Genomic DNA, 25,179 nt, shown 5'->3' with positions numbered 1-25,179 from the left:
CACTGCAAGAACTGCAGGCAAAAAAAGGGGCGCCGACCAAGCGCCCCATAAGCCGTAAAGCACACAACAAATTCAATTGGCGTCCAGCAGCGCCATCGCCTCCGCACTGCACGCTTCGATCCGCGCCCAATCGCCGTTCTTGATCCAGCTGCTGTCGAGCATCCAGGTGCCACCCACACACATCACATTGGGCAGCGCCATGTAGTTGCGCACGTTGGCCGGGTTCACACCGCCCGTAGGGCAGAAACGAATATCGCCGAACGGGCCACCGAAAGCCTTGATCGCCGCAACGCCGCCACTGATCTCCGCCGGGAACAGCTTGAAGCGGCGGTAGCCCAGGGCGTAGCCCATCATGATTTCGGACGGCGTGCTGATACCTGGCAGCAGCGGGATCTCGCTATCCACACCGGCTTCGAGAATATCCTGGGTGATGCCTGGGGTAACGACGAATTGCGCACCCGCAGCTTCAACCGCGGCGAACATGCCGCGATCGAGCACGGTGCCGGCACCGACACAAAGCTCCGGGCGCTGCTCGCGCAACACCTGGATGGCCTTCAGGCCGTGCTGCGAGCGCAAGGTCACTTCCAGGGTACGGATACCGCCGGCGGCCAGGGCGTCAGCCAGCGGCAGGATATCTTCCTCGCGGGCAATGGTGATCACCGGCAGGATGCGCGCCTTTTCGCAAATGGCGTCGATCCGTGCGGCTTTGTCGGCCATCGAGAGCTTGGGCTGTGGGCGTTCGAGGGTGGTCATGACTGTGGATCCTTGGCTCATGGGCACCAGTAGATGTCCAGGGGGGCGTGAAGAAAAGCGCGAATCGGCATTTCGGTAAGGTCGTTGCCAGCCAGCGCGGCGCGCAGGGTAGCGAGTTTGCCCTGCCCTTGTACGGACAGCGCGGTAAAGGCAGAGGTGGCCAGCAGCGAGCGGGTCATCGACAGGCGCTGGTGCGGCACGCTCGGTGCCAGCAAAGGCAGGCAGCGGCGCGGGCTGGCCAGGTCGAGGCCTGCTTCCAGGTTGGGACTGGCGGGGAACAGCGAGGCGGTATGGCCATCATCCCCCATGCCCAGCACCAGTACGTCGATCGGCGGCAGCTCGGCCAGGGCCTGGTCGGCCTTGTCCGCAGCGGCATCGAGGTTTTCCGCCTGCTGATACAGGCCAACGAAGCGGGCCTTGGCCGCTGCACCCTTGAACAGGTGACGGGCCAGCAGGCCGGCGTTGCTGTCGGCGTGCTCCACCGGCACCCAGCGCTCATCGGCCAGGCTGACGGTGACTTTGCCCCAGTCGAGGCTTTCGCCGGCCAGTTTCTCGAGGAAAGGTACCGGGCTGCGACCGCCCGACAGCACCACGCAGGCCTGACCCTTGGTGGCAACGGCTGCACGCAGGCGCTCGGCCACGTCATGGGCCTGGGTGGCCGCAAGCGCGGCCGCATCCGCCAGTTCATGGACGTTCACAACCGCTGGCAGTTTCAGTTCAGATATCCCCATACCACGCCCTCCCATCGCGTGTGATCAGTGCAATCGAGCTCATCGGCCCCCAGGAGCCTGCCGCATATGGCTTGGGTGCATCGCCCGCGTTACGCCAGCCGGCGATCAGCTGGTCGCACCACTTCCAGGCATACTCGATTTCGTCCTTGCGCACGAACAGGTTCTGGTTGCCGCGCATCACTTCGAGCAACAGCCGCTCGTAGGCATCCGGAATCCTTGCACTGCGCCAGGTATCGGAGAAATTCAGCTGCAACGGGCCACTGCGCAGTTGCATGCCTTTGTCCAGGCCCTGCTCCTTGGTCATCACCCGCAAAGAGATGCCTTCGTCCGGTTGCAAGCGGATGATCAGCTTGTTACCGATCTGCAAACGCTGTTCCGGGGCGAAGATGTAGTGCGGGGTTTCCTTGAAGTGGATGACGATCTGCGACAGCTTCTGCGGCATGCGCTTGCCGGTACGCAGGTAGAACGGCACCCCCGACCAGCGCCAGTTGCGGATGTCGGCACGCAGGGCGACGAAGGTTTCGGTGTCGCTCTGGGCGTTGGCGTTGTCTTCTTCCAGGTAACCGGGCACCGGCTTGCCATCGCTGTAGCCGGCGATGTACTGGCCGCGCACCACACGGGTGCTCAGCCCTTCACCGGTGATCGGTGCCAGGGCCTTGAGTACCTTGACCTTCTCGTCACGGATGGCATCGGCCGACAGTTCGCTGGGCGGGTCCATGGCGATCAGGCACAGCAGCTGCAGCAGGTGGTTCTGGATCATGTCGCGAAGCTGGCCGGCCTTGTCGAAGTAGCCCCAGCGGCCTTCGATACCGACCTTCTCGGCGACGGTGATCTCCACATGGGAGATGGAATTCTGGTTCCACTGGGTTTCGAACAGGCTGTTGGCGAAACGCAGGGCGATCAGGTTCTGCACCGTTTCCTTGCCCAGGTAGTGGTCGATACGGTAGACCCGGCCCTCCGGGAAGAACCGTGCCACGGCATCGTTTACCCGGCGCGACGACTCCAGGTCGTGGCCGATGGGCTTCTCCAGCACCACACGGGTGCGTGCGGCCAGCCCGGCCTTGTCGAGGTTTTCGCAGATGGCCCCGTACACCGCCGCAGCGGTGGCGAAGTAGGCAATCAGCGGCAGCTCGCCAGGCAACTGCTCGGCCAGGGCCTGGTAGCCCTCGGGCTGGAGGAAGTCCAGATGCTGGTAGCTCAGCCTGGCAAGGAAACGGCCCAGCGCGGCGGGCTCGATATCGGCCTCGGGTACGTGCCGGCGCAGGTGCGCTTCGATGCTGTCCAGGTGGCCCTGCGCACTACCTGCCTCGCGGGCCAGCGCCAGCAGGCGGGTTTCCGGGTGCAACAAGTTGGCCCGGTCAAGCTGGTAAAGCGCAGGAAACAGCTTGCGCAATGCCAGATCGCCGAGGGCGCCAAACAGGGCAAAGGTGCAAGGTTCGACACTGATTGCAGCCATGATGTTGGTTCTTTCCTAAAGTTGGTCTAGGAATACCGCTTTCACATACGGTTTTCAAGGGATAATGTAGTAAAAACCACAACATTACACGCAAGTGTTACAGACAAGTGGTACGCCAACCGCGCCGACAGTACGATAGACGACCGTGCAAAAAGCCTGCTGCTTCCACAGCCGGCTGTCTTCCCGACCCAAGGACACACCCATGGACCGCGTGCGAAACCTCCTGGAACAGATCCAGGGCCGCCTCGACGAGCTGAACAAGGCCGAACGCAAAGTCGCCGAAGTCATCCTGCTCAACCCGCAACAAGCCACCCGCTTCAGCATCGCTGCGCTGGCCCAGGCGGCCAAGGTCAGCGAACCGACTGTCAACCGCTTCTGCCGCTCGTTCGGCGTCAGCGGCTACCCCGAGCTCAAGCTGCAGCTGGCGCAGAGCCTGGCCAGCGGCGCCGCCTACGTCAGCCGCGCGGTGGAGGCCGACGATGACCCGGCAGCCTACACCCAGAAGATCTTCGCCAGTGCCATCGCCTCGCTCGACAGCGCCTGCCAGCAGCTCGACCCGCAGCAGGTCAGCCGCGCCGTGGACATGATGATCCAGGCCCGGCAGATCCACTTCTTCGGCCTGGGCGCCTCGGCCCCGGTGGCGCTGGATGCCCAGCACAAGTTCTTCCGCTTCAACCTGGCAGTATCGGCGCACGCCGACGTGCTGATGCAGCGCATGCTGGCCTCGGTGGCGCACACCGGCGACCTGTTCGTGATCATCTCCTACACCGGGCGTACCCGCGAACTGGTCGATGTGGCCCGCCTGGCCCGAGAGAACGGCGCCTCGGTGCTGGGGCTGACCGCCGCCGGTTCGCCACTGGCCAATGCCTGCAGCCTGAGCCTGCACATTCCGCTGCCCGAAGACACCGACATCTACATGCCGATGACCTCACGGATCATCCAGCTGACCGTGCTCGATGTGCTGGCCACCGGCATGACCCTGCGCCGCGGCGTGGACTTCCAGCCGCACCTGCGCAAGATCAAGGAAAGCCTCAACGCCAGCCGCTACCCGATCGAGGACGACGAGCTCAGCTAAGCCGGTGCGCCTGCAGGCGCAGGTGGGCACGCTGCCCCGGCGCCAGGCTCAGGCCCTCGCCACCGCCGCTGGCAGCCTCGACGCAGACGAAGCGTTGGCATTCACGCCCGGTCACGCCCATCAGCGGGCGATTGCCCGGGTGCCAGACCACCGTGTCGTCGCTGTCACCGGTATCGATGCATAGCTCGCGCTGCCAGGCCGGGTCCTGCAGTTGCACCCGCGGCGTGCCGGGGTAGACCTTCTGGCAGCCGCCCTTGAGCTTCAGCGCGCCATCCTCACGGCAGGCCTGACGGTTCAGGCGGTCGTAGCCTTCGATATCCTCGAGCCCGGACAGCGCTATCTCGGACACGTCACTGATGCGCCAGTAGGCCAGCAGGGCATGGCTCAGCTGGCAGGGTTCGCTGTCCTGGTGCTCGGTGCTCAGGCTCAGTTCCATGCGGCTACCCAGCCGGGCGTGCAGGTCGACCTGCCAGTCGCACAGGTCCAGCCGCCATTTCAGGGTTACGCCCTCTTCGTCCTCCCGGCTGCCCACCAGCTTCCAGTCGAGCAGGCGCGCCCAGCCATGGGCCGGCCACAAGTCCTCGCTGGGGTGGCGGCCATACCATGGCCAGCACACCGGCACACCACCGCGGATCGCCCCAACCTGCGGCCACTGCTCGGCGCACCACAGCCAGGGCCGTTCACCCGCCGGTTGAAAATGCAGCAATTGCGCACCCTGACGGCTGAACACCGCCTGGCAACGGGGATGGTCGATGATCAGCACATCGCGCTGCTGGTAACGCTCCCACTCGAATGTCGGCCGCGGCCGCTGCGAGGTGAAGAAGCGATGGAGCGGATGTTCGGGCATGGTTCAGAGCTCTTGTTGTTTGAGATAGCGCTGTCTCGGCCTATCCCCGACAACCACTGAAGACCAGTGGGTGCCGGGTACCGAAGTGGATTGGCGTAAATTTACAACAATTGCTCTCAGAATGACGACTGAATCTTCAAACCTGCGACCAGCGCGTTGTCCACCTCATCCACCCCGCCCGGGCTCTTGATGTATTGCAGGTTGGGCCGCACGGTCAGCCAGTTGGTAACGTGGAAGCCGTAGTAGAGCTCGGCGTTGTACTCGGTACGCTGCAGCGGTACGAAGCCCGGGTTGTCGTAATCGCTGATGCCGCTCTGGGCGTTGAGCAGTTCGGCGCGCTTCTTCACATCGTCATTCACATGAATGCGCGCCACGCCGAAGCCGATATCGTCCTTGGGCCGGGCGTCGAAGGCGCCTTTGTAGACCAGGCCAACCTGCTGGTAGTTATCGACCACGTTGGTGGCCTTGTCGTGCACGGTGAAGTTGGCGAACAGGCTCAGGCCACGGTTTACGTCGCCGCCATGGGCAGTGACCTGCTGCTGTGCCACTACCCACCAGCCATGCTTGCTGGAGTGCGACTTGAAGGCTTCGCCCGTGAGCGCCTGCGGGTTGCCGTTGACGTCATCGAACACATCGTCGGCCTTGGCCGTGCTGTAGTAGTAACCCAGGCGGTATTCGCCCGGCAGGCCGTTGACCTTGGGTGACCACACCGCCTCCACCGGCAGGATAGCGCCTTTGGTGCCGCTGCCACTGAGCTTGAAGCCGTTGCCGGTTTCCAGGTTGGAAGGGTTCTGCTCGAAGGCACCGACCTGAACGAAGAATTCCGGGGTGATGTTGTATTTCACCCGCAGCGCCCACTGGCTGACCGGCCAGTTGTACCAGATACCGCCGACCCAGTTGCCCACCTGCGAGCCGCAGAAGGCCAGGTTCTGGAAGTCGCAGGGGAAGCTGTTGAAGTCCTCGCCCTCGCCGAAGCGGCCGAATTTCACGTCCAGTGCACCGTCGAAGTACTTCTGCTTGACCCACATCTGGGTCAGGCGCCAAGTCTGGCCGCGGCCCCACACTTCCTGCACCGAGCTGAACTGCCCGGCGCGCGGGTCGCTGATGCGGTCGTTGGACAGGTTGCGGCCGCTGCGCTCGGTGATCGCCAGCTTGAACTCGGCATCGTGCCAGCCGAAGATTTTCTGCAAATCCAGGTGCACGCCGAGGGCGAACTGGTCGCTGTAGCGCGCGGTCTTGTCGTCGTTGTAACCACCGTGCAGGTTGCCGGCAACCTCACCGACATAATCGAGGGTGAAGTCATAGCCCTTTTCCAGCAGCTCGGTGCGGGTGCCGCCCCAATCGCCGGTCATCCACTTCGATTCGCTGGAAAAGGCCTCGGCAGCCTGCGCGCCGCTGCCGGCGGCCATCGCCAGTGGAGCGAGCAAGGCCAGCGAGCCCAATGTCCTGATGCGTTTGCGCTGTTCCATCCCTTTGCGTCCTCTTTTTTCTTATTGACGGTGTAGACGAGTTATCGGCCTTTGAAGTGCGCCACGTTGTCTTTCATGGTTGCGGCAGTAGTGGCCAGGTGCAGGCGCTCGCCGCTGGCGGCGTCGAACAGCAACACCCGGGCCGGGTCGAATTGCAGGTTCAGGCTGTCGCCGACCCGGCACGCCACATCCGGCGCCAGGCGGCAGCAGACCTTGGTCTGGTTGAGGGTGACGAACACCAGCAGGTCCGGCCCGGTGGGCTCGGTTACCTGCACCTCGGCGCGGATGCCCGGCATGCCGTTGCCCTCCCCGGAGCCCAGCGCGATCTGCTCGGGGCGGATTCCCAGAATGATCTCGCGCCCCTCGAGTTCGTCGGCACCCAGCCCCAGAGGCAGTTCGCAGCGCGCCTGGCCGCTGTCGAGCAGCGCCAGCAGGCGGCCATCCTGTTTGGTCAGGCGCACCGGGATGAAGTTCATCGGCGGCGAACCGATGAAGCTGGCGACGAACTGGTTGGCCGGGTCGTTGTAGATCTGCTGTGGGGTACCGAACTGCTGGATGATGCCGTCCTTCATCACCGCCACCTTGTCGCCCAGGGTCATGGCCTCGATCTGGTCATGGGTGACGTACACGGTGGTGGTCTTCAGGCGCTGGTGCATCAGTTTCATTTCGGTACGCATCTCGACGCGCAGCTTGGCATCGAGGTTGGACAGCGGTTCATCGAACAGGTAGATCTTCGGCCGCCGTGCCAGCGCCCGGCCCATGGCCACACGCTGCTGCTGGCCACCGGACAGCTGCGCCGGCTTGCGCGCCAGCAGGTGCTCGATCTGCAACAGCTTGGCCACCCGCGCCACTTCCTCGTCGATGGCGGCCTGGGGCAGCTTGCGGATCTTCAGGCCGAACTCGATGTTCTCGCGTACGCTCATGGTCGGGTACAGCGCGTAGGACTGGAACACCATGGCGATGTCGCGGTCCTTGGGGCTCATGCCGCTGACGTCCTGCTGGTCGATGAGAATCGCACCGCCGGTGATCTGCTCCAGCCCGGCGATGCAGTTCATCAAGGTCGACTTGCCGCAACCAGACGGGCCGACCAGAATCAGGAACTCGCCGTCCTTGATCGACAGCTGGATGTCCTTGAGGGTGTCCGGCAAGCCGCTGCCGTAGGTCTTGTTCACATTGCGAAGTTCGAGCGTTGCCATGACTTACCCCTTTACCGCGCCAGCAGTCAGCCCGCGGACGAAATATTTGCCTGCCACCACGTAGACCAGCAGGGTTGGCAGGCCAGCGATCATCGCCGCCGCCATGTCGACGTTGTATTCCTTGGCCCCGGTGCTGGTGTTGACCAGGTTGTTCAGGGCCACGGTTATCGGTTGCGAGTCGCCGCTGGAGAACACCACGCCGAACAGGAAATCGTTCCAGATCTGGGTGAACTGCCAGATCAGGCAGACCATGATGATCGGCGTGGACATCGGCAGGATGATGCGGCGAAAGATGGTGAAGAACCCGGCGCCGTCCAGGCGCGCAGCCTTGACCAGCGCATCGGGGATGCTCACGTAGAAGTTGCGGAAGAACAGCGTGGTGAAGGCCAGGCCGTAGACCACGTGCACCAGTACCAGGCCAGTGGTGGTGCTGGCCAGGCCGAGCTTGCCGAGGGTGAACGAGGCCGGCAGCAGCACGGTCTGGAACGGCAGGAAGCAGCCGAACAGCAGCAGGCCGAAGAACAGCTGCGAACCGCGGAAGCGCCACATCGACAACACATAGCCGTTCAGTGCGCCAATGGCGGTAGAGATCAGCACCGCTGGCACGGTGATCATGATCGAGTTCCAGAAGTAACCGCTGACCGTGCTCCAGGCCTTCACCCAGCCGATGCCGGTAATTGCCGCCGGCCAGCTCAGCAGGTTGCCGGTGCTGATGTCTTCCGGGGTCTTGAAGCTGGTCAGCAGCATCACCACCAGTGGCACCAGGTACAGCAGCACCGCCAGCAACAGCACCGCATGGATGGCGATGCGGCTCGGGCTCGGCACCACTTTGTCGAGAGGGCTATGCATGGCGTTTGCTCCGCAGCTCCGAGTACAGGTAAGGCACGAGGATGGCCAGGATCGCACCGAGCATGAGGATGGCGCTGGCCGAGCCCATGCCCATCTGACCGCGGCTGAAGGTGAACGAATACATGAACATCGCCGGCAGGTCGGACGAGTAGCCTGGGCCGCCGGCCGTCATGGCTGCCACCAGGTCGAAGCTCTTGATGGCAATGTGCGAAAGAATCATCAGCGAGCTGAAGAACACCGGGCGCAGGCTGGGCAGCACCACGCGCCAGTAGATGCGCGGCAGACTGGCGCCGTCGATCTGCGCGGCGCGGATGATCGACGGGTCGACGCCACGCAGGCCGGCGAGGAACATTGCCATGATGAAGCCCGAGGCCTGCCACACGGCAGCGATCACCAGGCAGTACACCACCCGGTCGGGATCGATCAGCCAGTCCAGGCGAAAGCCCTCCCAGCCCCAGTCGCGCAGCAGCTTGTCCAGGCCCATGCCGGGGTTGAGCAGCCATTTCCAGGCGGTGCCGGTGACAATCATCGACAGCGCCATGGGGTACAGGTAGATGGTGCGGATGAAACCTTCGCGACGAATGCGCTGGTCCAGCAAGACCGCCAGCACTACGCCGATGACCAGGCTGATGACGATGAACAGGCCGCCGAACAGCAGCAGGTTCTTGCTTGCCACCCACCAGCGGTCGTTGTCGAACAGCCGGGCGTACTGCGCCAGGCCGGCCCATTTGTAGGTCGGCAGGAAGGTCGAAGTGGTGAAGGACAGGACGAAGGTCCAGAGGATGTAGCCGTAGAAGCCCACCAGGACGATGAACATGCTTGGGGCCAGTACCAGCTTGGGCAGCCAGCGCTGTAGCGCGTCCAGGGGTGAGGCCCGCAGTTGGGCGGTTGCTGTGGTCATGGTTCACCTCGAAGGCACAACGGCCCGCTTTTTGTGGGAGCGGCCTTGTGTCGCGAAAGGGCTGCGAAGCAGCCCCGGGGGCCTGCGGAACGAAGCTGTTCTGAAAGGACTGCGCTGCCTGGATTGGGGACCGCCTCGCGGTCCTATCGCGACACAAGGCCGCTCCCACATCAGACCGCGCCAGTTTCGAGTCAGCGTTTACTGGGCAGCCTTGATCGCCGCTGCCAGTTTCTTCGCCGCATCGGCCGGGTCGGCCTTGGGGTCGTTGATGTAGTTGGTCACCACATCGAAGAACGCGCCCTGCACGGCCAGCGTGGTAGCCATGTTGTGCGCCATGCTCGGCTGCAGGCCGCCGGTCTTGGCGTCGGCCAGGAAGTCCTTGGCAGAGGTTTGCGCACAGGCGTCGAAACCGTACTTGCCCATGTCGGCAAGCATGTCGTTGCGCACCGGGATCGACCCCTTGTTGGTGCTGAAGACCTTCTGGAAGTCCTCGCCCAGCACCTTGCGGGCAATATCCTGCTGGCCGGCCGAGGTGCCGGCGTCGTTCTGCTTGAACACCACCAGTGAGTCGATGTTGTACAGGAAGGCCTTGTCGGTGCCGGGGAATGGCACGCACTGGTAATCCTTGCCGGCGGTTTTCTTCGCCAGGGTCCATTCGCTCTTGGCCCAATCGCCCATGATCTGCATGCCGGCCTTGCCATTGATGACCTTGGCCGCTTCCAGGTTCCAGTCCTGGCCTTTGCCATCCGGGTCCATGTAGGTGGCGACCTTCTTCAGTTCGGTCAGCGCCTTGACCATCTGCGGGCCGGTCAGGGCCGTGCTGTCGAGGTCGACCAGGGCCTTCTTGTAGCCATCGGCCCCCATCACCGCCAACACCACGCTTTCGAACACGGTGCTGTCCTGCCACGGCTGGCCACCATGGGCGAGCGGGATGAAGCCGGCAGCCTTGAGCTTGTCGGCGGCGGCATAGAATTCGTCGAGGGTGGCTGGCGCCTTGTCGATGCCGGCCTTCTTGAAGACGTCGGGGTTGATCCACAGCCAGTTGATGCGGTGGATGTTTACCGGCACGGCGACATAGTCACCGTCGTACTTGACGGTGTCTGCGACCTTCTTGTCGAGCAGGGAGTCCCACTTTTCGTCCTTGGCCACGCCCTTGAGCACATCGGCGTCGAGCAGGCCGGTAGCCGCCCAGTCCTGGATGTCCGGGCCCTTGATCTGCGCGACACCCGGCGGGTTGCCTGCCACGGCGCGGCTCTTGAGCACGGTCATGGCGGTGGCACCACCACCACCGGCGACGGCGCCGTCCTTCCAGGTGAAGCCATCCTTTTCGACCTGGGCCTTGAGCACATCGACCGCCGCTTTTTCACCACCGGAGGTCCACCAGTGCACCACCTCGACACTGCCTTTGGGTTCGGCAGCCAAGGCACTCAGCGGGAACAAGGAGGCCAGTGAGATTGCGGCAGCGAGACGGAGCGTGGAATTCATCGAAGCACCTTTCTTGTTGTTATGCCGTGCAAGTCGATCGCTTGCGTTGCATGAAGTCTAAACAGCGTGCTCGCCTCGCCAGGTAACGAAGCGATGCGTGAATGTCATCGTTTGGTTACATTGCCGGCCAGGCCGCTGGCCAGGCTGGGTGCCAGTGGCAAGCCCGGCAGCAGCAGCGCCTGGTAGGCATGGTAGAGGTCGGGCTTGCCTGGCCAGATGGTTGCGGCCGGCTGGTTGTGCGCATCGAGTTCGTGGTGCCAGCTGCCAGCGCCATGGTCAATGAAATGGTTGGCGATGAAGTCCCAGCAACGGCGGTACCACTGCTCGTAGTGCGCCTCGCCCGTGCGCTGCAACAGGGCCGCGGCGGCGGCGCAGGCTTCGGCGTGCACCCAGTGCAGGCGCGCGCGCACCACCGGGCGGTCGGCCCAGTCCAGGGTGTAGACGAAACCGGGCGCGCCATCGACGCTCCAGGCCTGCTGGCAGGCTGTATCGAACAATGCGCGGGCACAGTCCGGCAGCCACTGCGGGGCATGCAGGCCGGCCTGTTCCAGGCTGGCTTCCAGGTGCAGCAGCAACCGCGCCCACTCCAGGGCATGCCCGGGCGTGGAGCCATAAGGCCGGAAGTGGTCGGCCGGGTGCGCCTGGTTGTAGTGCGGCATTGGTTGCCAGAGGGCATCGAAATGCTCGATGACCCGGTGGCCGTTGGTGGCGGCATGGGTATGGATGATGCGTTCGGCGATGCGCAAGGCGCGTTGCAACCACAGGCTGTCGCCAGTGACGTCTGCCAGGGCCAGGAAGGCCTCGACCGCATGCATGTTGCTGTTGGCGCCACGGTACTGCTCGGGCAACTGCCAGGCGCGGGAGAAGGCCTCTCGCAGGGCGCCCTCCTCTTCGCTCCAGAAATGCGCTTCGAGCACCTGCACCGCCTCTGCCAGCAGGGCTGGTGCACCGCCAGCACCTGCCATCACCGCCGAGCTGGCGGCCAGAGCGACGAAGGCATGCAGGTAAGCCGCCTTGCCGCTGTCGTCGTGGCCGCCGGGGTGGGCGAACCAGCCGCCGTAGGTGGCATCCTGCAGCGCGCCGCGCAGGGCAGCCACACCGTGTTCGGCATAGGCCAGGTAACCGGGCACGCCCTGCAGGTGGGCCAGGGCGAAACAGTGAGTCATGCGAGCGGTGATCAGGGTTTCGGCTCGGGCACCCGGTGCGAGCAGGCCTGCGGCGTCGAGGCTGCCGAAGCCATCGGGCAGTTTCGAAGCCGTGGCGAAGGCCAGCAGGCGCTGCCCTTCGGCAATGCGCCAGGCGGTGTGGGCCGGGGCGTCGAGCCAGCGGGTGGAAGGCAGGTTGGAGGTGCTCATGGGCCAGCTTGATCCTTGCCAGTCGTGTGCGAATTCTAGCTAGTGGGGTTTGCCGGGATGTCACGAAGGACGGCAGGATTGTCACCAGGGAGTGACATTTCGCTTGCCTGTGCCGGCCTCTTCGCGGGTGAACCCGCTCCCACAGCGGGCCGATAGGCCCATGCAAAGCCCGAGGCTGGTGCAAAAACCTGTGGGAGCGGGTTCACCCGCGAAGCGGCCGGCACCAGTAACCCATACCCTCAGTCCATGCCCCTTGGCAGATACAAGGTCACCCGCAACCCGCCCTCACGCAGGTTGAGCAAGCTCACCTCCCCGCCATGGCTATGGGCAATGTTGCGCGCAATCCCCAACCCCAGCCCGTACCCCTGCTGCTGCCCGGCCAGACGGAAGTGCGGCTCGAACACCTGCTCCAGCTGCTGCTGCGGCACCCCCGGCCCCTGGTCATCCACCTGCAGGACGAACCCCTCGGCGTTATCGATGATGCGCAGCCGTGCCCGCTCGCCGTACTTGATGGCGTTGTCGATCAGGTTGCCGATGCAGCGCCGCAGCGCCAGTGGCTTGCCGGGGTACGGCGCCAGCGCACGGCCTTCGAGCGTGATGCGGCCATCGCCCAGGTAAGGCTCGGCCAGGATTTCCAGCACCTGGTTGAGGTCGACCGGCTCGATATTCTCGTGGATGTCGGTGTCCTTAACGCACTGCAATGCACCTTTTACCAACAGCTCCAGCTCGTCCAGATCCTGGCTGAACTTGGCCTGCAGGCGCTCGTCCTCCAGCAGCTCGACGCGCAGGCGCAAGCGGGTGATCGGCGTGCGCAGGTCGTGGGAAATGGCGCTGAACAACTGGCTGCGTTCGGTCAGGTAGCGGCTGATGCGCTCGCGCATGCTGTTGAACGCACGCCCCACCTCGACCACCTCGCTGCCACCGCCTTCGGCCACCGGCGCCACATCGGCGCCCAGCGACATCTCCCGCGCAGCCCGTGCCAGGCGTTTGAGCGGCCAGCTTTGCCAGTGCACCAGCAAGCCGATGAACAACAGCAGCAAAGCCGTGGTCAGCACGATGAAGCCGATCTGCTGACGCGGCAGGCGCTCGGCCTCCAGGCTGGTGTAGGGCTCCGGCAGCAGCGAGGCGATGTACAGCCATTCGCCCTCGTCCAGGCGGATCTGCGTGACCAGTACCGGCGGGTTGAGCGGTTCCAGGGTCAGTGAGTAATGCGCCCAGGAACGTGGCAGTTCGTCGAGCTTGAGGCCGCTGTTGAAGATGCGCAGGTCGTCGGGGCTGACGAACTCCACGGAAATTTCCATTTGCGAACCCAGGCGCTCATGCAGCACTTGCTGGAACACATCGATCACCGCCTGCTTGCGCGGGGTAACGGGCAGTAGCGGCATGTCCAGTGGCTTGGCGTTGAGCGACACGAAAAAGCGCGTGCCGCCCATGCTGCGCAGTTGGTCCAGGACCATCGGCCGGTAGGCGACCGGCAGCGAGCGGAAGTAGCTGACGCTGGCACTCATCGAATGAGCCAGGCTGCTGGCGCTGGCACGCAGGCCCTGCAACTGGCTGGCGCGCAATTGGGCAACCCAGATGATGCTCGACAGCCCCTGGGCAAGCAGCACCACCAGCAGGGTCAGCAGCAGCATGCGCCCCAGTAGCGAGCGCGGCAGCAGGCGCCAGCGCCGCTCAGGGCGCACTGCAGACATGGGCAGCCAGCAGGTAGCCGCTGCCGCGTACGGTGCGGATCAGCCGGGGTGGTTTGTCGGTATCGCGCAGGCGCTGGCGCAGACGGCTGACCGCCATGTCGACGATGCGGTCCAGCGGCATCGGCTCGCGGCCACGGGTGGCGTTGCCGATGGTGTCGCGGTCGAGAATCTGCTGTGGGTGGTCGAGGAACAGCTTGAGCAGGGCGAAATCGGCGCCGGAGAGAATCACCTCCTCGCCGTCGCGATGGAACAGGCGATGGCTGACCGTGTCCAGGCGCCAGTCGTCGAAGGCCAGCACGGCACTGCCGGGTGCCGCCTGGCCGAACTCGGCGCGGCGCAGCAGGGCCTTGATCCGCGCTTGCAGTTCACGGGGGCTGAACGGCTTGCCCAGGTAGTCGTCAGCGCCCAGCTCCAGGCCGATGACCCGGTCGGTTTCGTCGGAGCTGGCGGTGAGCATGATGATCGGCACCCGGGCCTGGCGCGGGTGCTGGCGTACCCAGCGGCACAGGCTGAAGCCGTCTTCGTCGGGCAGCATGACATCGAGGATGACCAGGTCGCAGGGGGTGGTTTCCAGCGCGCGGCGAAAGCCCTTGCCGTCGGCTTCGGCATGCACCTGAAAGCCGGAGCGGCTCAAGTAGGTTTGCAGCAGTTCGCGGATTTCCTGGTCGTCGTCGACCATCAGGATCGATTTGCCGGCAGTGGTCAAGGTGGTCCTTCCTCTTGTTGATTACAGGTCTTTGTTGCCTGTTTTTATTGGGGCTGCTTTGCAGCCCTTCGCGGGCTTGCCCGCTCCCACAGGGATCGCACATTTCATGGGCACAGCGACACACCTGTGGGAGCGGGCAAGCCCGCGAAGGGCCGCAAAGCGGCCCCAGTCAGTGATCCAACGCCTGCTGCAAGGCCACCCCGGCCCCCAGCAACCCGGAAAACTCCGCCGTCACCAGCCACACCGGCACGCCAGCGAAATACCCACTCATGCAACCCTTGTCGGCAAAACTCGCGGCGAACCCACTGCGCAGAAACAGCTCGGCAAAGCGCGGGATCACGCCGCCGACAATATAGACGCCGCCCCGTGCGCCCAGTGTCAGAACATTGTTACCAGCGACTCGGCCGAGGAACCGGCAGAACTGCTCGACCACCGCCAACGCCCGTGGCTCGCCGCCGAGCGCGGCATCGGTGATCTGTGCCGGTGTCTTGTGTCGCGGTGTGTCGCCGTCCAGTGCGCAGATCGCCTGGTAAAGGCGCAGCAGCCCACCGCCACTGAGCACAGTCTCGGCGCTGACATGGCCGATCTGGCTGTGGATCTGTTGGTGAATAGCCGCTTCACGGGCATTGCCCACTGGCAAGTCGACGTGCCCGCCCTCGCCCGGCAAGGCGCACCAGCGCTGGTCGCCCAGACGCAACAGGGAGCCAACGCCCAGGCCGGTGCCCGGGCCGATGACCAACGCGGGACGCGAAAGGTCGGCCTGGCCCGGGCATACCTCACGGAATTCGCCTTCGCGCAGACGGGTCATGCCCAGCGCCATGGCGGTGAAATCATTGATCAGCAGCAGCTGCTCGATCTGCAGCCTCTGGCAGAACGCGAGGCGGCTCAGGCGCCAATGGTTGTTGGTGAAGCGGAACTCGTCACCGTTGACCGGCCCGGCCACTGCAAGGCAGGCCGCAATCAGCCCACCGCGAGCAATGCCAAGCCCGTCGAGATACGCCTCGATGGCCTGTTCCGGGCTGGTGTAGTCCTCGGTCGCGAAAACCTTCACTTCATGCAGCTGGTTGTCACGCCACAACGCAAAACGGGCATTGGTGCCGCCGATGTCGCCAACCAGCAGGTCCTTCATTTGAGGTTCTCCAGGGCCGAGGTGAACGCACTGGCGCCCTGCTCTGCCGGGCTGAACGCCATGCGCATGAAGCCGAACAGCTCGCGCCCGCAGCCCAGGTCGTTGCCCTGCGGCGCTGGCGGCAGGTCGCGGCTGGCCAGTTCTTCGGCCGACACCATTACCCGCAGCGTGCCTTTGACACCATCGACCCGCACCATATCACCATCGCGCACCCGTGCCAGCGGGCCGCCGTCATAAGCCTCGGGGCAAACGTGAATGGCCGCCGGGATCTTGCCCGAGGCACCAGACATGCGCCCGTCGGTGACCAGCGCTACCTTGAAGCCACGGTCCTGCAGCACGCCGAGGAACGGCGTGAGCTTGTGCAGCTCCGGCATGCCGTTGCAGCGCGGGCCCTGGAAGCGCACCACGGCGACGAAGTCGCGCTCCAGTTCACCGGCCTTGAACGCATCGGCCAGCGACTGCTGGTCGTGGAACACCCGCGCCGGGGCCTCGACCACCTGGTGCTCGGGAGCGACAGCGGACACCTTCATCACGCCGCGGCCGAGGTTGCCCTCCATCACCCGCAGGCCGCCTTCGGCCGAGAACGGCCGCGCCACCGGGCGCAGGATGCTTTCGTCCAGGCTGTGCTGCGGCCCTTCGCGCCACACCAGCTTGCCATTGTCGAGGAACGGCTCCTGGGTATAGCGGCGCAGGCCATGGCCGGCCACGGTGTTGACGTCTTCGTGCAGCAGCCCGGCATCGAGCAGCTCGCGGATCAGGAAGGCCATGCCGCCCGCAGCCTGGAAGTGGTTGATGTCGGCCTTGCCGTTGGGGTAGACATGGGACAGGGTCGGCACGACTTCGGACAGGTCGGCCATGTCCTGCCAGGTCAACTGGATACCCGCAGCCTGGGCAATCGCCGGAATGTGCAGGGTGTGGTTGGTCGAACCGCCGGTGGCGTGCAGGGCAACGATGGAGTTGACCAGCGCCTTTTCGTCGACGATTTCACCCAGCGGCATGAAGCTGCCGCTGGCCTTGGTCATGCGCGTGACCTGCTGTGCGGCCTCGGCGGTGAGCGCATCACGCAACGGTGTATACGGGTTGACGAACGAGGCCCCCGGCAGGTGCAGGCCCATCACTTCCATCACCAGCTGGTTGGTGTTGGCAGTGCCGTAGAACGTGCAGGTTCCCGGGCTGTGGTAGGACTTCATCTCCGACTCCAGCAGCTCTTCGCGGCTGGCCTTGCCCTCGGCGTAGCGCTGGCGCACATCAGCCTTCTGCTTGTTGGAAATACCGGAGACCATCGGCCCGCCCGGGACGAAGATGGTCGGCAAGTGGCCGAAGCGCAGCGCACCCATCATCAGGCCGGGGACGATCTTGTCGCAGATGCCCAGCATCAGCGCGGCGTCGAACATGTTGTGCGACAGGGCCACGGCGGTGGACATGGCGATCACTTCACGGCTGGCGATGGCCAGCTCCATGCCCGGCTCGCCCTGAGTCACGCCATCGCACATGGCCGGCACGCCGCCGGCGAACTGGCCGACCGAGCCGACCTCGCGCAGGGCCTGCTTGATCTGCGCGGGGAAGTGCTGGTACGGCTGGTGCGCCGAAAGCATGTCGTTGTAGGCCGAGACGATGGCCACGTTGGCCGCGTTCATCAGGCGCAGGGTCTGCTTGTCGTCGCTGCCGCAACCGGCCACGCCATGGGCGAAGTTGGCGCACTGCAGGCTGGCACGCATGGGGCCGTCACTTGCCGCGCCGCGAATCAGTTGCAGGTAGCGTTCGCGGGTGGCACGGCTACGTTCGACCAGCCGCTGGGTGACCTCAAGGATGCGCGGATGCATGTACTGGACTCCAGGCTAATTGTAAGGGCGGTTTGCCGGGCATTTCCCCTCCAAACGATTGCGGCCTAGGCTCAAGGTAGAGGAGCCGCTGCATCGATGAAGGCACATCGCCCAACCACTCGTTGTATATTTAAACAAAATACTGCCACTAAAAAGGCTTGTTTTCTATCGGAAGGTGAATAATCTTGTAATTCCAACAACAAAACCGTTTCAGTGAAGCTCCTTTGTGCCACAGGTTTCACTCGGACTGCCAGAGGTACTGCCATGACCCTACGCATCGCCATCAATGGATTCGGCCGCATCGGGCGCAACGTCCTGCGCGCACTGTATACCCAAGGCTACCGCCAGGACCTGCAGGTCGTCGCCATCAACGACCTGGGCGACAGCGCCATGAATGCCCACCTGCTCAAGTACGACAGCGTGCACGGCACCTTCGACGCCAGCGTCGAGGCCGACCACGAAAGCCTGACGGTCAATGGTGACCGTATCGCGGTCAGTGCCATCCGCAACCCGGCCGAACTGCCCTGGAAGGCCGAGGCGATCGACGTGGTATTCGAATGCACCGGGCTGTTCACCGAACGCGCCAAGGCCGCCGCACACCTGGCTGCGGGGGCTGGCAAGGTGATTGTCTCGGCACCAGCCAAAGGCGCCGATGCCACTGTGGTGTACGGGGTCAACCATGACATCCTGCGGGCCTCGCACCAGATCATTTCCAATGCCTCCTGCACTACCAACTGCCTGGCACCGATTGCCCAGGTGCTGCACCGCGAGTTCGGCATCGAACAGGGCCTGATGACCACCATCCATGCCTACACCAACGACCAGGTGCTGACCGATGTGTACCACGGCGACCCGTACCGTGCGCGTTCGGCGACCCAGTCGATGATCCCGAGCAAGACCGGTGCTGCCGAGGCCGTGGGCCTGGTGCTGCCGGAGCTGGCCGGCAAGCTTACCGGCATGGCGGTGCGGGTGCCGGTGATCAACGTGTCGCTGGTCGATCTCACCGTCAACCTCAAGCGCGAAGCCACGGCCGAGCAGGTCAACCAGCTGTTCCTCGAGGCCAGCAAGCATTCCAGGGTATTGGGCTACAACGCCTTGCCGCTGGTTTCCTGCGATTTCAACCACAACCCGCTGTCGTCGATCTTCGATGCCAACCATACCCGGGCCAACGGGCGCATGCTCAAGGTGCTGGCCTGGTATGACAACGAGTGGGGGTTCTCCAACCGCATGCTGGATAACTGCCTGGCGTTGTGCCGCGCCCGCTGAGCTTCGGCACGCTCCCTGTAGGAGCGGCCTTGTGTCGCGATGGGCTGCGCAGCAGCCCCCTGCAATCTGTGCCAAGGCCAAAATACCGGGGCTGCTGCGCAGCCCATCGCGACACAAGGCCGCTCCTACACGGGGACCGCGCAAGGCCGGGACTCACAATCTTTACCTTTTCCTAACATTTCCAAGCTTGACCTTCGATATGGATGATAAGCATTATCATTAACCTTTCGTCGGCCAGGTCCCCCAGTGAGTCAGTCCCGGTTCAACTCTGTCTTCCTCGTCCAGCGCCTTACCCTGCTGCGCACCTTGCAGCGCATGGTGGGCAACCCCACCACGGCCGAGGACCTGTTGCAGGAAACCTACCTGCGGGTATCCCGCGCAATCGGTGAGCGGCCCATCGAACACATCGAACCGTTCGTGTTCCAGACCGCACGCAATCTGGCCCTCGACCATCTGCGCGCGCGCCGGGTGCAATCGCGCATGCTGGTCGACGACGTGCCCGACGAGGTGCTGCACAGCGTGGCCGCGCCCGCTACCAGCAGCGAGGATGCAGCCCATGCCGAACAGTTGCTCAGGCACCTGAGCATCAGCCTCAACCAGTTGAGCGAACGCCAGCAGCGCATCTTCATCCTCAGCCGCCTGCACGGCGCTACCTATCTGGAAATAGCCGAACAACTGAATGTTTCACCCAGCACGGTACAGAAGGAACTGAAACTGATCATGGCGATCTGCATGGGTGTCGCCGACCGCCTCAAGTGAGGCAACGCAAAGCCCTTGCCACGCCCCGCCTCAGCCTTGATCATTCGCAAAAAACCATTCAAGGATTCACCGTGACCGACAGCCCCCCTCGCCCGTCACCCGCCGGGCCCAGCGCCCGTGCTCGTGCCATGGACGAGGCGCTGGACTGGCTGGTGCGCCTGCAATGCGCTGACGCCGAGGACACCCAGGCCTTCGAGGCCTGGCTGAGCGCAGCGCCGGAAAATGCCGAGGCCTATGTCGAGGCAGAAGCCCTGTGGAATGGCGCACCGCTGCACCAGGTGGCCGTGCAGATGCATCAGCAACAGCGCCGCTCGTGGCGCGGGCGCCTGCGCAGCCACTGGAAACCCCTGGCAACGGCGGCGCTGCTGCTGGTCGGGCTGTTCACCCTCGGCAACCTGCCCATGCGCTTGCAGGCCGACCACCTGACGGTGGTGGGAGAGCGCCAGCGCCTGAAGCTGGAAGACGGGGCAAAAGTGCTGCTCAACACCAATTCGGCATTTGCCAGCGAGCAGCGTGATGGCCGCCAGGTCGCCCGCCTGCTGCAGGGCGAGGCCTATTTCCAGGTCCCCGAAGGCACGCTGCGGCCCCTTGAAGTGCAGGCCGGGCCGTTGCGCGCGCAGGTGCGCGACACCGACTTTGCCGTGCGCTATCTCGACGGCGAGGCACAGGTGCGGGTGCAGCGCGGCGATGTCGACCTGCAGGGGGCTCGCGACCAGCGCATCCGCCTGAGTGCCGGCGACAGCATCAGCGTCGGCCCCCAGGGATTCGGCCAGCGCCAGCGCCCCGACATGCACAAGGACCTGGCCTGGGTCGACGGCCGCCTGGTGTTCGAGAACTGCCCGCTGAGCCAGGTGCTGGCCGAGGTGCAGCGCTACTACCCGGGCTGGATCATCAACCGCAATGCACAACTGGAAGACATGGCGGTCACCGGCAACTACCGCCTCGACCAGCCGCTGGAAACCCTGCGCGCGCTGGCCCACATTACCTCGGCACAGCTGCATGAGTACCCGGCGCTGGTGATCCTGAACTGATCTTTTGCCTGTCTCGGCCTCATCGCCGGCAAGCCAGCTCCCACCCCGACCGCATTGGCCTCAAGCAATGTGATGTCCCTGTGGGAGCTGGCTTGCCGGCGATGAGGCCCGTGCAGGCAGCACATGATCATGCCCCCCTGAATTTATTTTTACGCAGTCACGCTACCCCGCCCGTCTCGTTATAGCCAATGCAACTGATTCTCGTTTGAAAACGAGGACAGCCATCACCTATAACAGTCCGCGCGTCAGGGAGCGCTTCCGATGTCCACAGGTCCTACCCGCCCCTCCACCCGTCCTCGCCATGGAGGGCAGCTGTCCCTCCTGAGCCTTTCCCTACTGAACCTGGCCCTGCTCGCCAGCGGCGCCATCAGCCTGCCGGCACTGGCCGCCGAGCCGGCCCAGGCCAGCAGCCCGCGCATGGGCGACTACCGCTTCAGCATCGGCCAGCAGCCGCTGGTTTCGGCCATCAATGCTTTCAGCCAGGTCACCGGCTGGCAGGTCGGCTTCAGCGCCGAGCTGGCCGACGGCGTTGCCTCGCCAGGGGTGCAAGGTTCGCTACCGCCGGATGCCGCACTCAAGCGCCTGCTGCACGGCACCGGCCTGGGCTTTCGCAAGATCAGCAACGGCAATGTGGTGCTCGAACGCCAGGCCAGCGCCAATGTGATCGCCCTGCAGCAGGTCACCGTCAGCGCCACGCGCAGCGCCCAGGACGTCAGCCAGGTGCCGAGCACCGTCAGCGTGCAGACCCGCGAGCAGCTGGACCGGCAGAACGTCAACAACATCCAGGACCTGGTGCGCTACGAACCGGGCGTGTCGGTAGCCGGCACCGGACAGCGCAGCGGCCTGAACGGCTACAACATCCGTGGCATCGACGGCGAGCGCATCCTCACCCAGGTCGATGGCGTGTCGATCCCCGACAGTTTCTTCTTCGGCCCCTACGCCCAGACCCAGCGCAACTACGTGGACCCGGAGATCGTCAAGCGTGTGGAAATCCTCCGCGGCCCGGCCTCGGTGCTGTATGGCAGCAACGCCATCGGGGGGGCAGTAAGCTACTTCACCCTCGACCCTGACGACATCATCAAGCCCGGCAAGGACGCAGGTGCCCGCCTGAAGACCGGCTACAGCTCGGCCGACGAAAGCTGGCTGACCTCCGCCACCGTCGCCGGCCGCCAGGGCGAGTTCGACGGCCTGGTGCACCTGAGCCAGCGCAACGGTCACGAAACCGAAACCCACGGCGGCCACAGCGGTGACGGCCTGTCGCGTACCGAAGCCAACCCGATGGACGTGCGCACCACAAACGTACTGGCCAAGCTGGGCTGGAATTACGCCGACGACGCGCGCCTGGGCTTCACCTACGAGCGTTACAAGGATGACCGCGACCAGAACATCCTCAGTGCGGTGGGCGGGCCGTTCATTCCTGGCCGTGGTGCTTCGGGTTACTACAAGGCGCGTAGCGGCAACGACACCATCACCCGTGAACGCTTTGGCATCAACCATGAGTTCGGCCTGGATTCGCTGGTCGCCGACCATGTGAAGTGGAGCCTGAACTACCAGATCGCCAAGACCGACCAGTACACCGAGGAGGTCTACGCACCGCCTGGCCGTCAGGTGCTGCGTACCCGCGATACCACCTACAAGGACCGCCAGTGGGTATTCGACGCCCAGCTGGACAAGGCCTTCAGCCTCGGTGCCACCGAGCACCTGCTGACCTATGGCACCACCCTCAAGCACGAGAAGGTCACCGGTTCGCGCAGCGGCACCGGCACCTGCCTGACCGTTGGCTCAGGTTGTTCCGGCCCTGGCGCCGAGCGCCCGGCAGACGGCCAGGTGCTGGTCAGCGACTTCCCGGACCCGACCGTGAACACCTACAGCCTGTTCGTGCAGGATGAAATCCGCTGGAACAACTGGACCTTCATGCCTGGCGCTCGTTACGACTACACGCGAATGGAGCCCAGGTTCACCGAGGAATTCCTGCGTGGCCTTGAGTCCTCCGGGACCGCACCCACCTCCCAGGACGACTCGGACAAGAAGTGGCACCGTATCTCACCCAAGTTCGGTCTGACCTACGCCTTCAACGACAACTACACCTGGTATGGCCAGTACGCCGAAGGTTTCCGCACCCCGACTGCCAAATCCATGTACGGGAAGTTCGAGAATATCGAGCAAGGCTACCGCGTAGAAGGCAACCCGGGCCTCGAGCCGGAAAAGAGCAAAAGCTATGAAACCGGCCTGCGTGGCAACTTCGACGCCGGCAACTTCGACGTGGCGGTGTTCTACAACAAGTACCGCGACTTCATCGACGAGGACGCCGTGAAAAGCGCCAACCTGGAGCAGACCTTCCAGGCCAACAACATCAAGCACGCCACTATCAAGGGTGCCGAGGTCAAGGGCCGCCTGAACCTCGACCACTTCGGTGCACCGCAGGGCCTGTATACCCAGGGCTCGATCGCCTACACCCATGGCCGCAACGATGACACCGGCGAACCACTGAACACCGTCAACCCGCTCAAGGGCGTGTTCGGCCTGGGTTATGAACAACAGCACTACGGCGGCCTGCTGAGCTGGACGCTGGTCAAGCGCAAGACCCGCGTCGACGACAGCACCTTCTACTCGCCCGACGGCTCGAGCTCCAAGTTCCGCACCCCGGGCTACGGGGTACTGGACCTGACCGGTTACTACAAGATCACCGACGACGTGACCATCAACGCCGGCTTGTACAACCTCACCGACAAGAAGTACTGGCAGTGGGATTCGGTGCGCAGCTACGACGGCCAGGGTGAAGCGGCCGTGACCCAGCCGGCCAACATCGACCGCCTGACCATGCCGGGGCGCAACTTCGGCATCAATGTGGTTTGGGATATCTGACCTGGATTATCGCTGACAGGTTTGTTTCGTCAGCGCCGGCCTCTTCGCGGGTAAACCCGCTCCCACAGGAACATTACAGGCCCGAGGTCTGCGCAATACCTGTGGGAGCGGGTTCACCCGCAAAGAGGCCAGCACTACCAGCACAAATACCAGCTTTTTTTACTGTCCCGCCCCCGCTGTTTCGTCTTGTCTCTGAATGCCCCTTTTCCAAGGACTGCCCCATGACCGACCGCCCAGCCCTGCGCTCCCAGCGCCTCAACCAGATCACCCACGCTCCCCACGCCGAACTGGATGCCTTGGTCAAAGCCCATGCACCCTTCGACAGCCGCGAAAGCTTCGCCCGCTTCGTGGTCGCCCAGTACCTGTTCCAGGCCGAGCTGCAGGCCCTGTACAACGACCCGCAACTGATCGCCATCGTCCCCGACCTGGCCGAGCGCTGCCGTGCCGAACAGGCCCGCCTGGACCTCGCCGATCTCGACACCGAAGTACCGCCAGCCGTACCGGGTGCCCTGCGCAACCCGAGCCTGGGCGAGGCAATGGGCTGGATCTTCGTCTCTGAAGGCTCCAAACTGGGCGCTGCGTTTCTGATCAAGCGTGCCGTGGCCCTGGATCTATCCGACAGCTTTGGTGCCCGACACCTGGGCGAACCAGCCGGTGGCCGTGCCGAAGGCTGGAAGCAGTTCACCCGCATTCTTGATGGCCTGGCCCTGTCGGAGGAAGAGGAAGCCGCTGCCGAACGCGGCGCAGTTGCGGCGTTCGAGCGCTTCACCGAGCTGCTCAAGCACGCTTATGCTGCGGATGCCGCGCTGGTTTGATACGCCGTACCCGGCCACCCTACCGGTGGCCGAACCGTTTTAAGCAGTGAGACCATGACCCGACCTGCCCGCTCGAAACTCGCCCGCCTGCTGTATGCGATCCTGGCTTACGTGAGCCTGGGTGTGGGCCTGGTCGCGATCGTCATACCCGGCCTGCCGACCACCGAATTCATCCTGCTGGCCGCCTGGGCGGCCACCCGTAGTTCACCGCGCCTGTCTGCCTGGCTGGAAAACCACCGGCTGTTCGGGCCGATCCTGCACAACTGGCGCAATGGCAAGGTGATCCAGCGGCGGGCCAAGGTCAGCGCGACCCTCAGCATGCTGCTGTGCGCGGGCCTGATGCTGACGCTCCTGGAACACCGTTGGCCGGTGTTCCTGGCCATTGCCGGCATGACCCTGGGCAACCTGTGGATCTGGTCACGCCCGGAGCACGCCCCCTGCCCTGCCCCGTCACAAGCTCAGCAGCCCTGAGTACAGGGCATAGGCCGCCAGCGCGGCACCTGCCAGCACGGCGGCAAAAATCAGCTTTTCCCAGGTGGTGAACAAGGCTTTTCCCTGCTCATGCTTGGCCCGGGCGAACAGGATCACGCCCGGCGCATACAGCAGCGCCGACAGCAGCAGGTACTTGAGCCCGCCGGCATACAACAGCCACACGGCATACACCAAGGCAACCAGCGCCACCAGCAGGTCCTTGCGGCGCAGGGCCGGCTGCCCATCGTAGGTTTCTTTACGCACCGCCAACAGCACGGCGTAGGCCGCCGACCACAGGTAGGGCACCAGGATCATCGACGAGGCCAGGTAGATCAGGCTGGTATAGGTACCGGCGGAAAACAGCGTGATCAGCAGGAAGCCCTGGATCATGCAGTTGGTCAGCCACAGGGCGTTGGCCGGCACATGGTTGGCGTTTTCCTTGGCCAGAAAGCGCGGCATGGTCTTGTCCCGCGCCGTGGCGAAGAGGATCTCGGCGCACAGCA

General features: G+C 64.3%; 22 protein-coding genes. 7 read left to right on the top strand and 15 right to left on the bottom strand.

What is annotated here, in order from left to right; genetic code table 11:
* Positions 1-72: 72 nt before the first annotated feature.
* From J5M58_RS17770 to zwf, 3 genes are read right to left on the bottom strand one after another with little or no spacing between them, the layout of a single operon-like run.
* The gene (locus J5M58_RS17770; RefSeq protein ID WP_112250863.1) at positions 73-753 is read right to left on the bottom strand and encodes a bifunctional 4-hydroxy-2-oxoglutarate aldolase/2-dehydro-3-deoxy-phosphogluconate aldolase; all 681 of its coding nucleotides are present in this window, start codon (positions 751-753) and stop codon (positions 73-75) included.
* A gap of 17 nt (positions 754-770) precedes the next feature.
* Entirely contained in the window at positions 771-1,484 is a 714-nt protein-coding gene (gene pgl / locus J5M58_RS17765) for a 6-phosphogluconolactonase (RefSeq protein WP_112250861.1), read from the bottom strand.
* Positions 1,471-2,940, bottom strand: coding sequence for a glucose-6-phosphate dehydrogenase (zwf, locus tag J5M58_RS17760; protein WP_112250859.1), 1,470 nt, complete (start codon positions 2,938-2,940; stop codon positions 1,471-1,473). Before zwf ends, pgl begins: the two co-directional genes overlap by 14 nt.
* Positions 2,941-3,151: 211 nt before the next feature.
* Between zwf and hexR the strand changes: the two genes are divergently transcribed.
* Positions 3,152-4,015 carry a DNA-binding transcriptional regulator HexR gene (gene hexR, locus J5M58_RS17755; RefSeq protein WP_181457315.1) on the top strand — a complete coding sequence of 288 codons (864 nt, stop codon included), beginning with the start codon at positions 3,152-3,154 and terminating at the stop codon, positions 4,013-4,015.
* On the opposite strand, the gene J5M58_RS17750 is transcribed toward hexR, so the two are convergent.
* The 11 genes from J5M58_RS17750 to edd form a co-directional block, all read right to left on the bottom strand.
* Entirely contained in the window at positions 4,008-4,862 is an 855-nt protein-coding gene (locus J5M58_RS17750) for a D-hexose-6-phosphate mutarotase (protein ID WP_112250855.1), read from the bottom strand. The genes hexR and J5M58_RS17750 overlap by 8 nt on opposite strands.
* 116 nt (positions 4,863-4,978) lie before the next feature.
* Entirely contained in the window at positions 4,979-6,271 is a 1,293-nt protein-coding gene (locus tag J5M58_RS17745; RefSeq protein ID WP_243432399.1) for a carbohydrate porin, read from the bottom strand.
* 101 nt (positions 6,272-6,372) lie between these two features.
* Positions 6,373-7,527 (bottom strand): ABC transporter ATP-binding protein, encoded by a 1,155-nt coding sequence (locus J5M58_RS17740; RefSeq protein WP_112250851.1) that lies wholly within the window; start codon positions 7,525-7,527, stop codon positions 6,373-6,375.
* Positions 7,528-7,530: 3 nt separating this feature from the next.
* The gene (locus J5M58_RS17735) at positions 7,531-8,376 is read right to left on the bottom strand and encodes a carbohydrate ABC transporter permease (protein ID WP_112250849.1); all 846 of its coding nucleotides are present in this window, start codon (positions 8,374-8,376) and stop codon (positions 7,531-7,533) included.
* The gene (locus J5M58_RS17730; RefSeq protein ID WP_112250847.1) at positions 8,369-9,277 is read right to left on the bottom strand and encodes a carbohydrate ABC transporter permease; all 909 of its coding nucleotides are present in this window, start codon (positions 9,275-9,277) and stop codon (positions 8,369-8,371) included. Before J5M58_RS17730 ends, J5M58_RS17735 begins: the two co-directional genes overlap by 8 nt.
* Positions 9,278-9,475: 198 nt before the next feature.
* Positions 9,476-10,762, bottom strand: a complete 1,287-nt coding sequence (locus J5M58_RS17725; protein ID WP_207878926.1) for an ABC transporter substrate-binding protein — start codon at positions 10,760-10,762, stop codon at positions 9,476-9,478.
* A gap of 104 nt (positions 10,763-10,866) precedes the next feature.
* Positions 10,867-12,117 (bottom strand): AGE family epimerase/isomerase, encoded by a 1,251-nt coding sequence (locus tag J5M58_RS17720; protein ID WP_207878924.1) that lies wholly within the window; start codon positions 12,115-12,117, stop codon positions 10,867-10,869.
* A gap of 239 nt (positions 12,118-12,356) precedes the next feature.
* A complete protein-coding gene (locus J5M58_RS17715) occupies positions 12,357-13,811 on the bottom strand; it encodes an ATP-binding protein (protein ID WP_112250843.1) in 1,455 nt (484 codons plus the stop codon).
* The gene (gene gltR, locus J5M58_RS17710) at positions 13,792-14,517 is read right to left on the bottom strand and encodes a two-component system response regulator GltR (protein ID WP_112250842.1); all 726 of its coding nucleotides are present in this window, start codon (positions 14,515-14,517) and stop codon (positions 13,792-13,794) included. The genes J5M58_RS17715 and gltR overlap by 20 nt, the downstream gene beginning before the upstream one ends.
* Before the next feature lie 169 nt (positions 14,518-14,686).
* Complete coding sequence (locus J5M58_RS17705) at positions 14,687-15,646, bottom strand: glucokinase (protein WP_133978453.1); 960 nt, start codon at positions 15,644-15,646, stop codon at positions 14,687-14,689.
* Positions 15,643-17,469: a phosphogluconate dehydratase gene (gene edd / locus J5M58_RS17700; protein WP_112250839.1), complete on the bottom strand. Its 1,827-nt coding sequence runs from the start codon at positions 17,467-17,469 to the stop codon at positions 15,643-15,645. The genes J5M58_RS17705 and edd overlap by 4 nt, the downstream gene beginning before the upstream one ends.
* Positions 17,470-17,733: 264 nt before the next feature.
* Here edd and gap point away from each other — a divergent pair, with 264 nt between their 5' ends.
* The 6 genes from gap (at position 17,734) to J5M58_RS17670 (ending at position 24,676) form a co-directional block, all read left to right on the top strand.
* Entirely contained in the window at positions 17,734-18,735 is a 1,002-nt protein-coding gene (gap, locus tag J5M58_RS17695; protein ID WP_041506241.1) for a type I glyceraldehyde-3-phosphate dehydrogenase, read from the top strand.
* A 246-nt stretch (positions 18,736-18,981) separates the two neighbouring features.
* A complete protein-coding gene (locus J5M58_RS17690; protein ID WP_112250837.1) occupies positions 18,982-19,494 on the top strand; it encodes an RNA polymerase sigma factor in 513 nt (170 codons plus the stop codon).
* Positions 19,495-19,565: 71 nt separating this feature from the next.
* Entirely contained in the window at positions 19,566-20,525 is a 960-nt protein-coding gene (locus J5M58_RS17685) for a FecR domain-containing protein (RefSeq protein WP_207878922.1), read from the top strand.
* A gap of 261 nt (positions 20,526-20,786) precedes the next feature.
* Positions 20,787-23,390, top strand: coding sequence for a TonB-dependent receptor (locus tag J5M58_RS17680; protein WP_112250834.1), 2,604 nt, complete (start codon positions 20,787-20,789; stop codon positions 23,388-23,390).
* A 221-nt stretch (positions 23,391-23,611) separates the two neighbouring features.
* On the top strand, positions 23,612-24,205 hold the full coding sequence (locus J5M58_RS17675; RefSeq protein WP_207878920.1) for a biliverdin-producing heme oxygenase: 594 nt from the start codon (positions 23,612-23,614) through the stop codon (positions 24,203-24,205).
* Between the two features lie 54 nt (positions 24,206-24,259).
* Positions 24,260-24,676: a YbaN family protein gene (locus tag J5M58_RS17670; protein WP_085624064.1), complete on the top strand. Its 417-nt coding sequence runs from the start codon at positions 24,260-24,262 to the stop codon at positions 24,674-24,676.
* Here the strand turns inward: J5M58_RS17670 and J5M58_RS17665 are convergent.
* The coding region (locus J5M58_RS17665) for an amino acid permease (RefSeq protein ID WP_207878918.1) at positions 24,656-25,179 on the bottom strand (524 nt) is incomplete at its 5' end. The genes J5M58_RS17670 and J5M58_RS17665 overlap by 21 nt on opposite strands.

Source organism: Pseudomonas sp. 32_A (genome assembly GCF_017490905.1).
Taxonomy (GTDB): Bacteria; Pseudomonadota; Gammaproteobacteria; order Pseudomonadales; family Pseudomonadaceae; genus Aquipseudomonas; species Aquipseudomonas inefficax.
The sequence above is the reverse complement of the archived record's forward strand: the minus strand, read 5'-3'. Positions and strand labels throughout refer to the sequence as shown.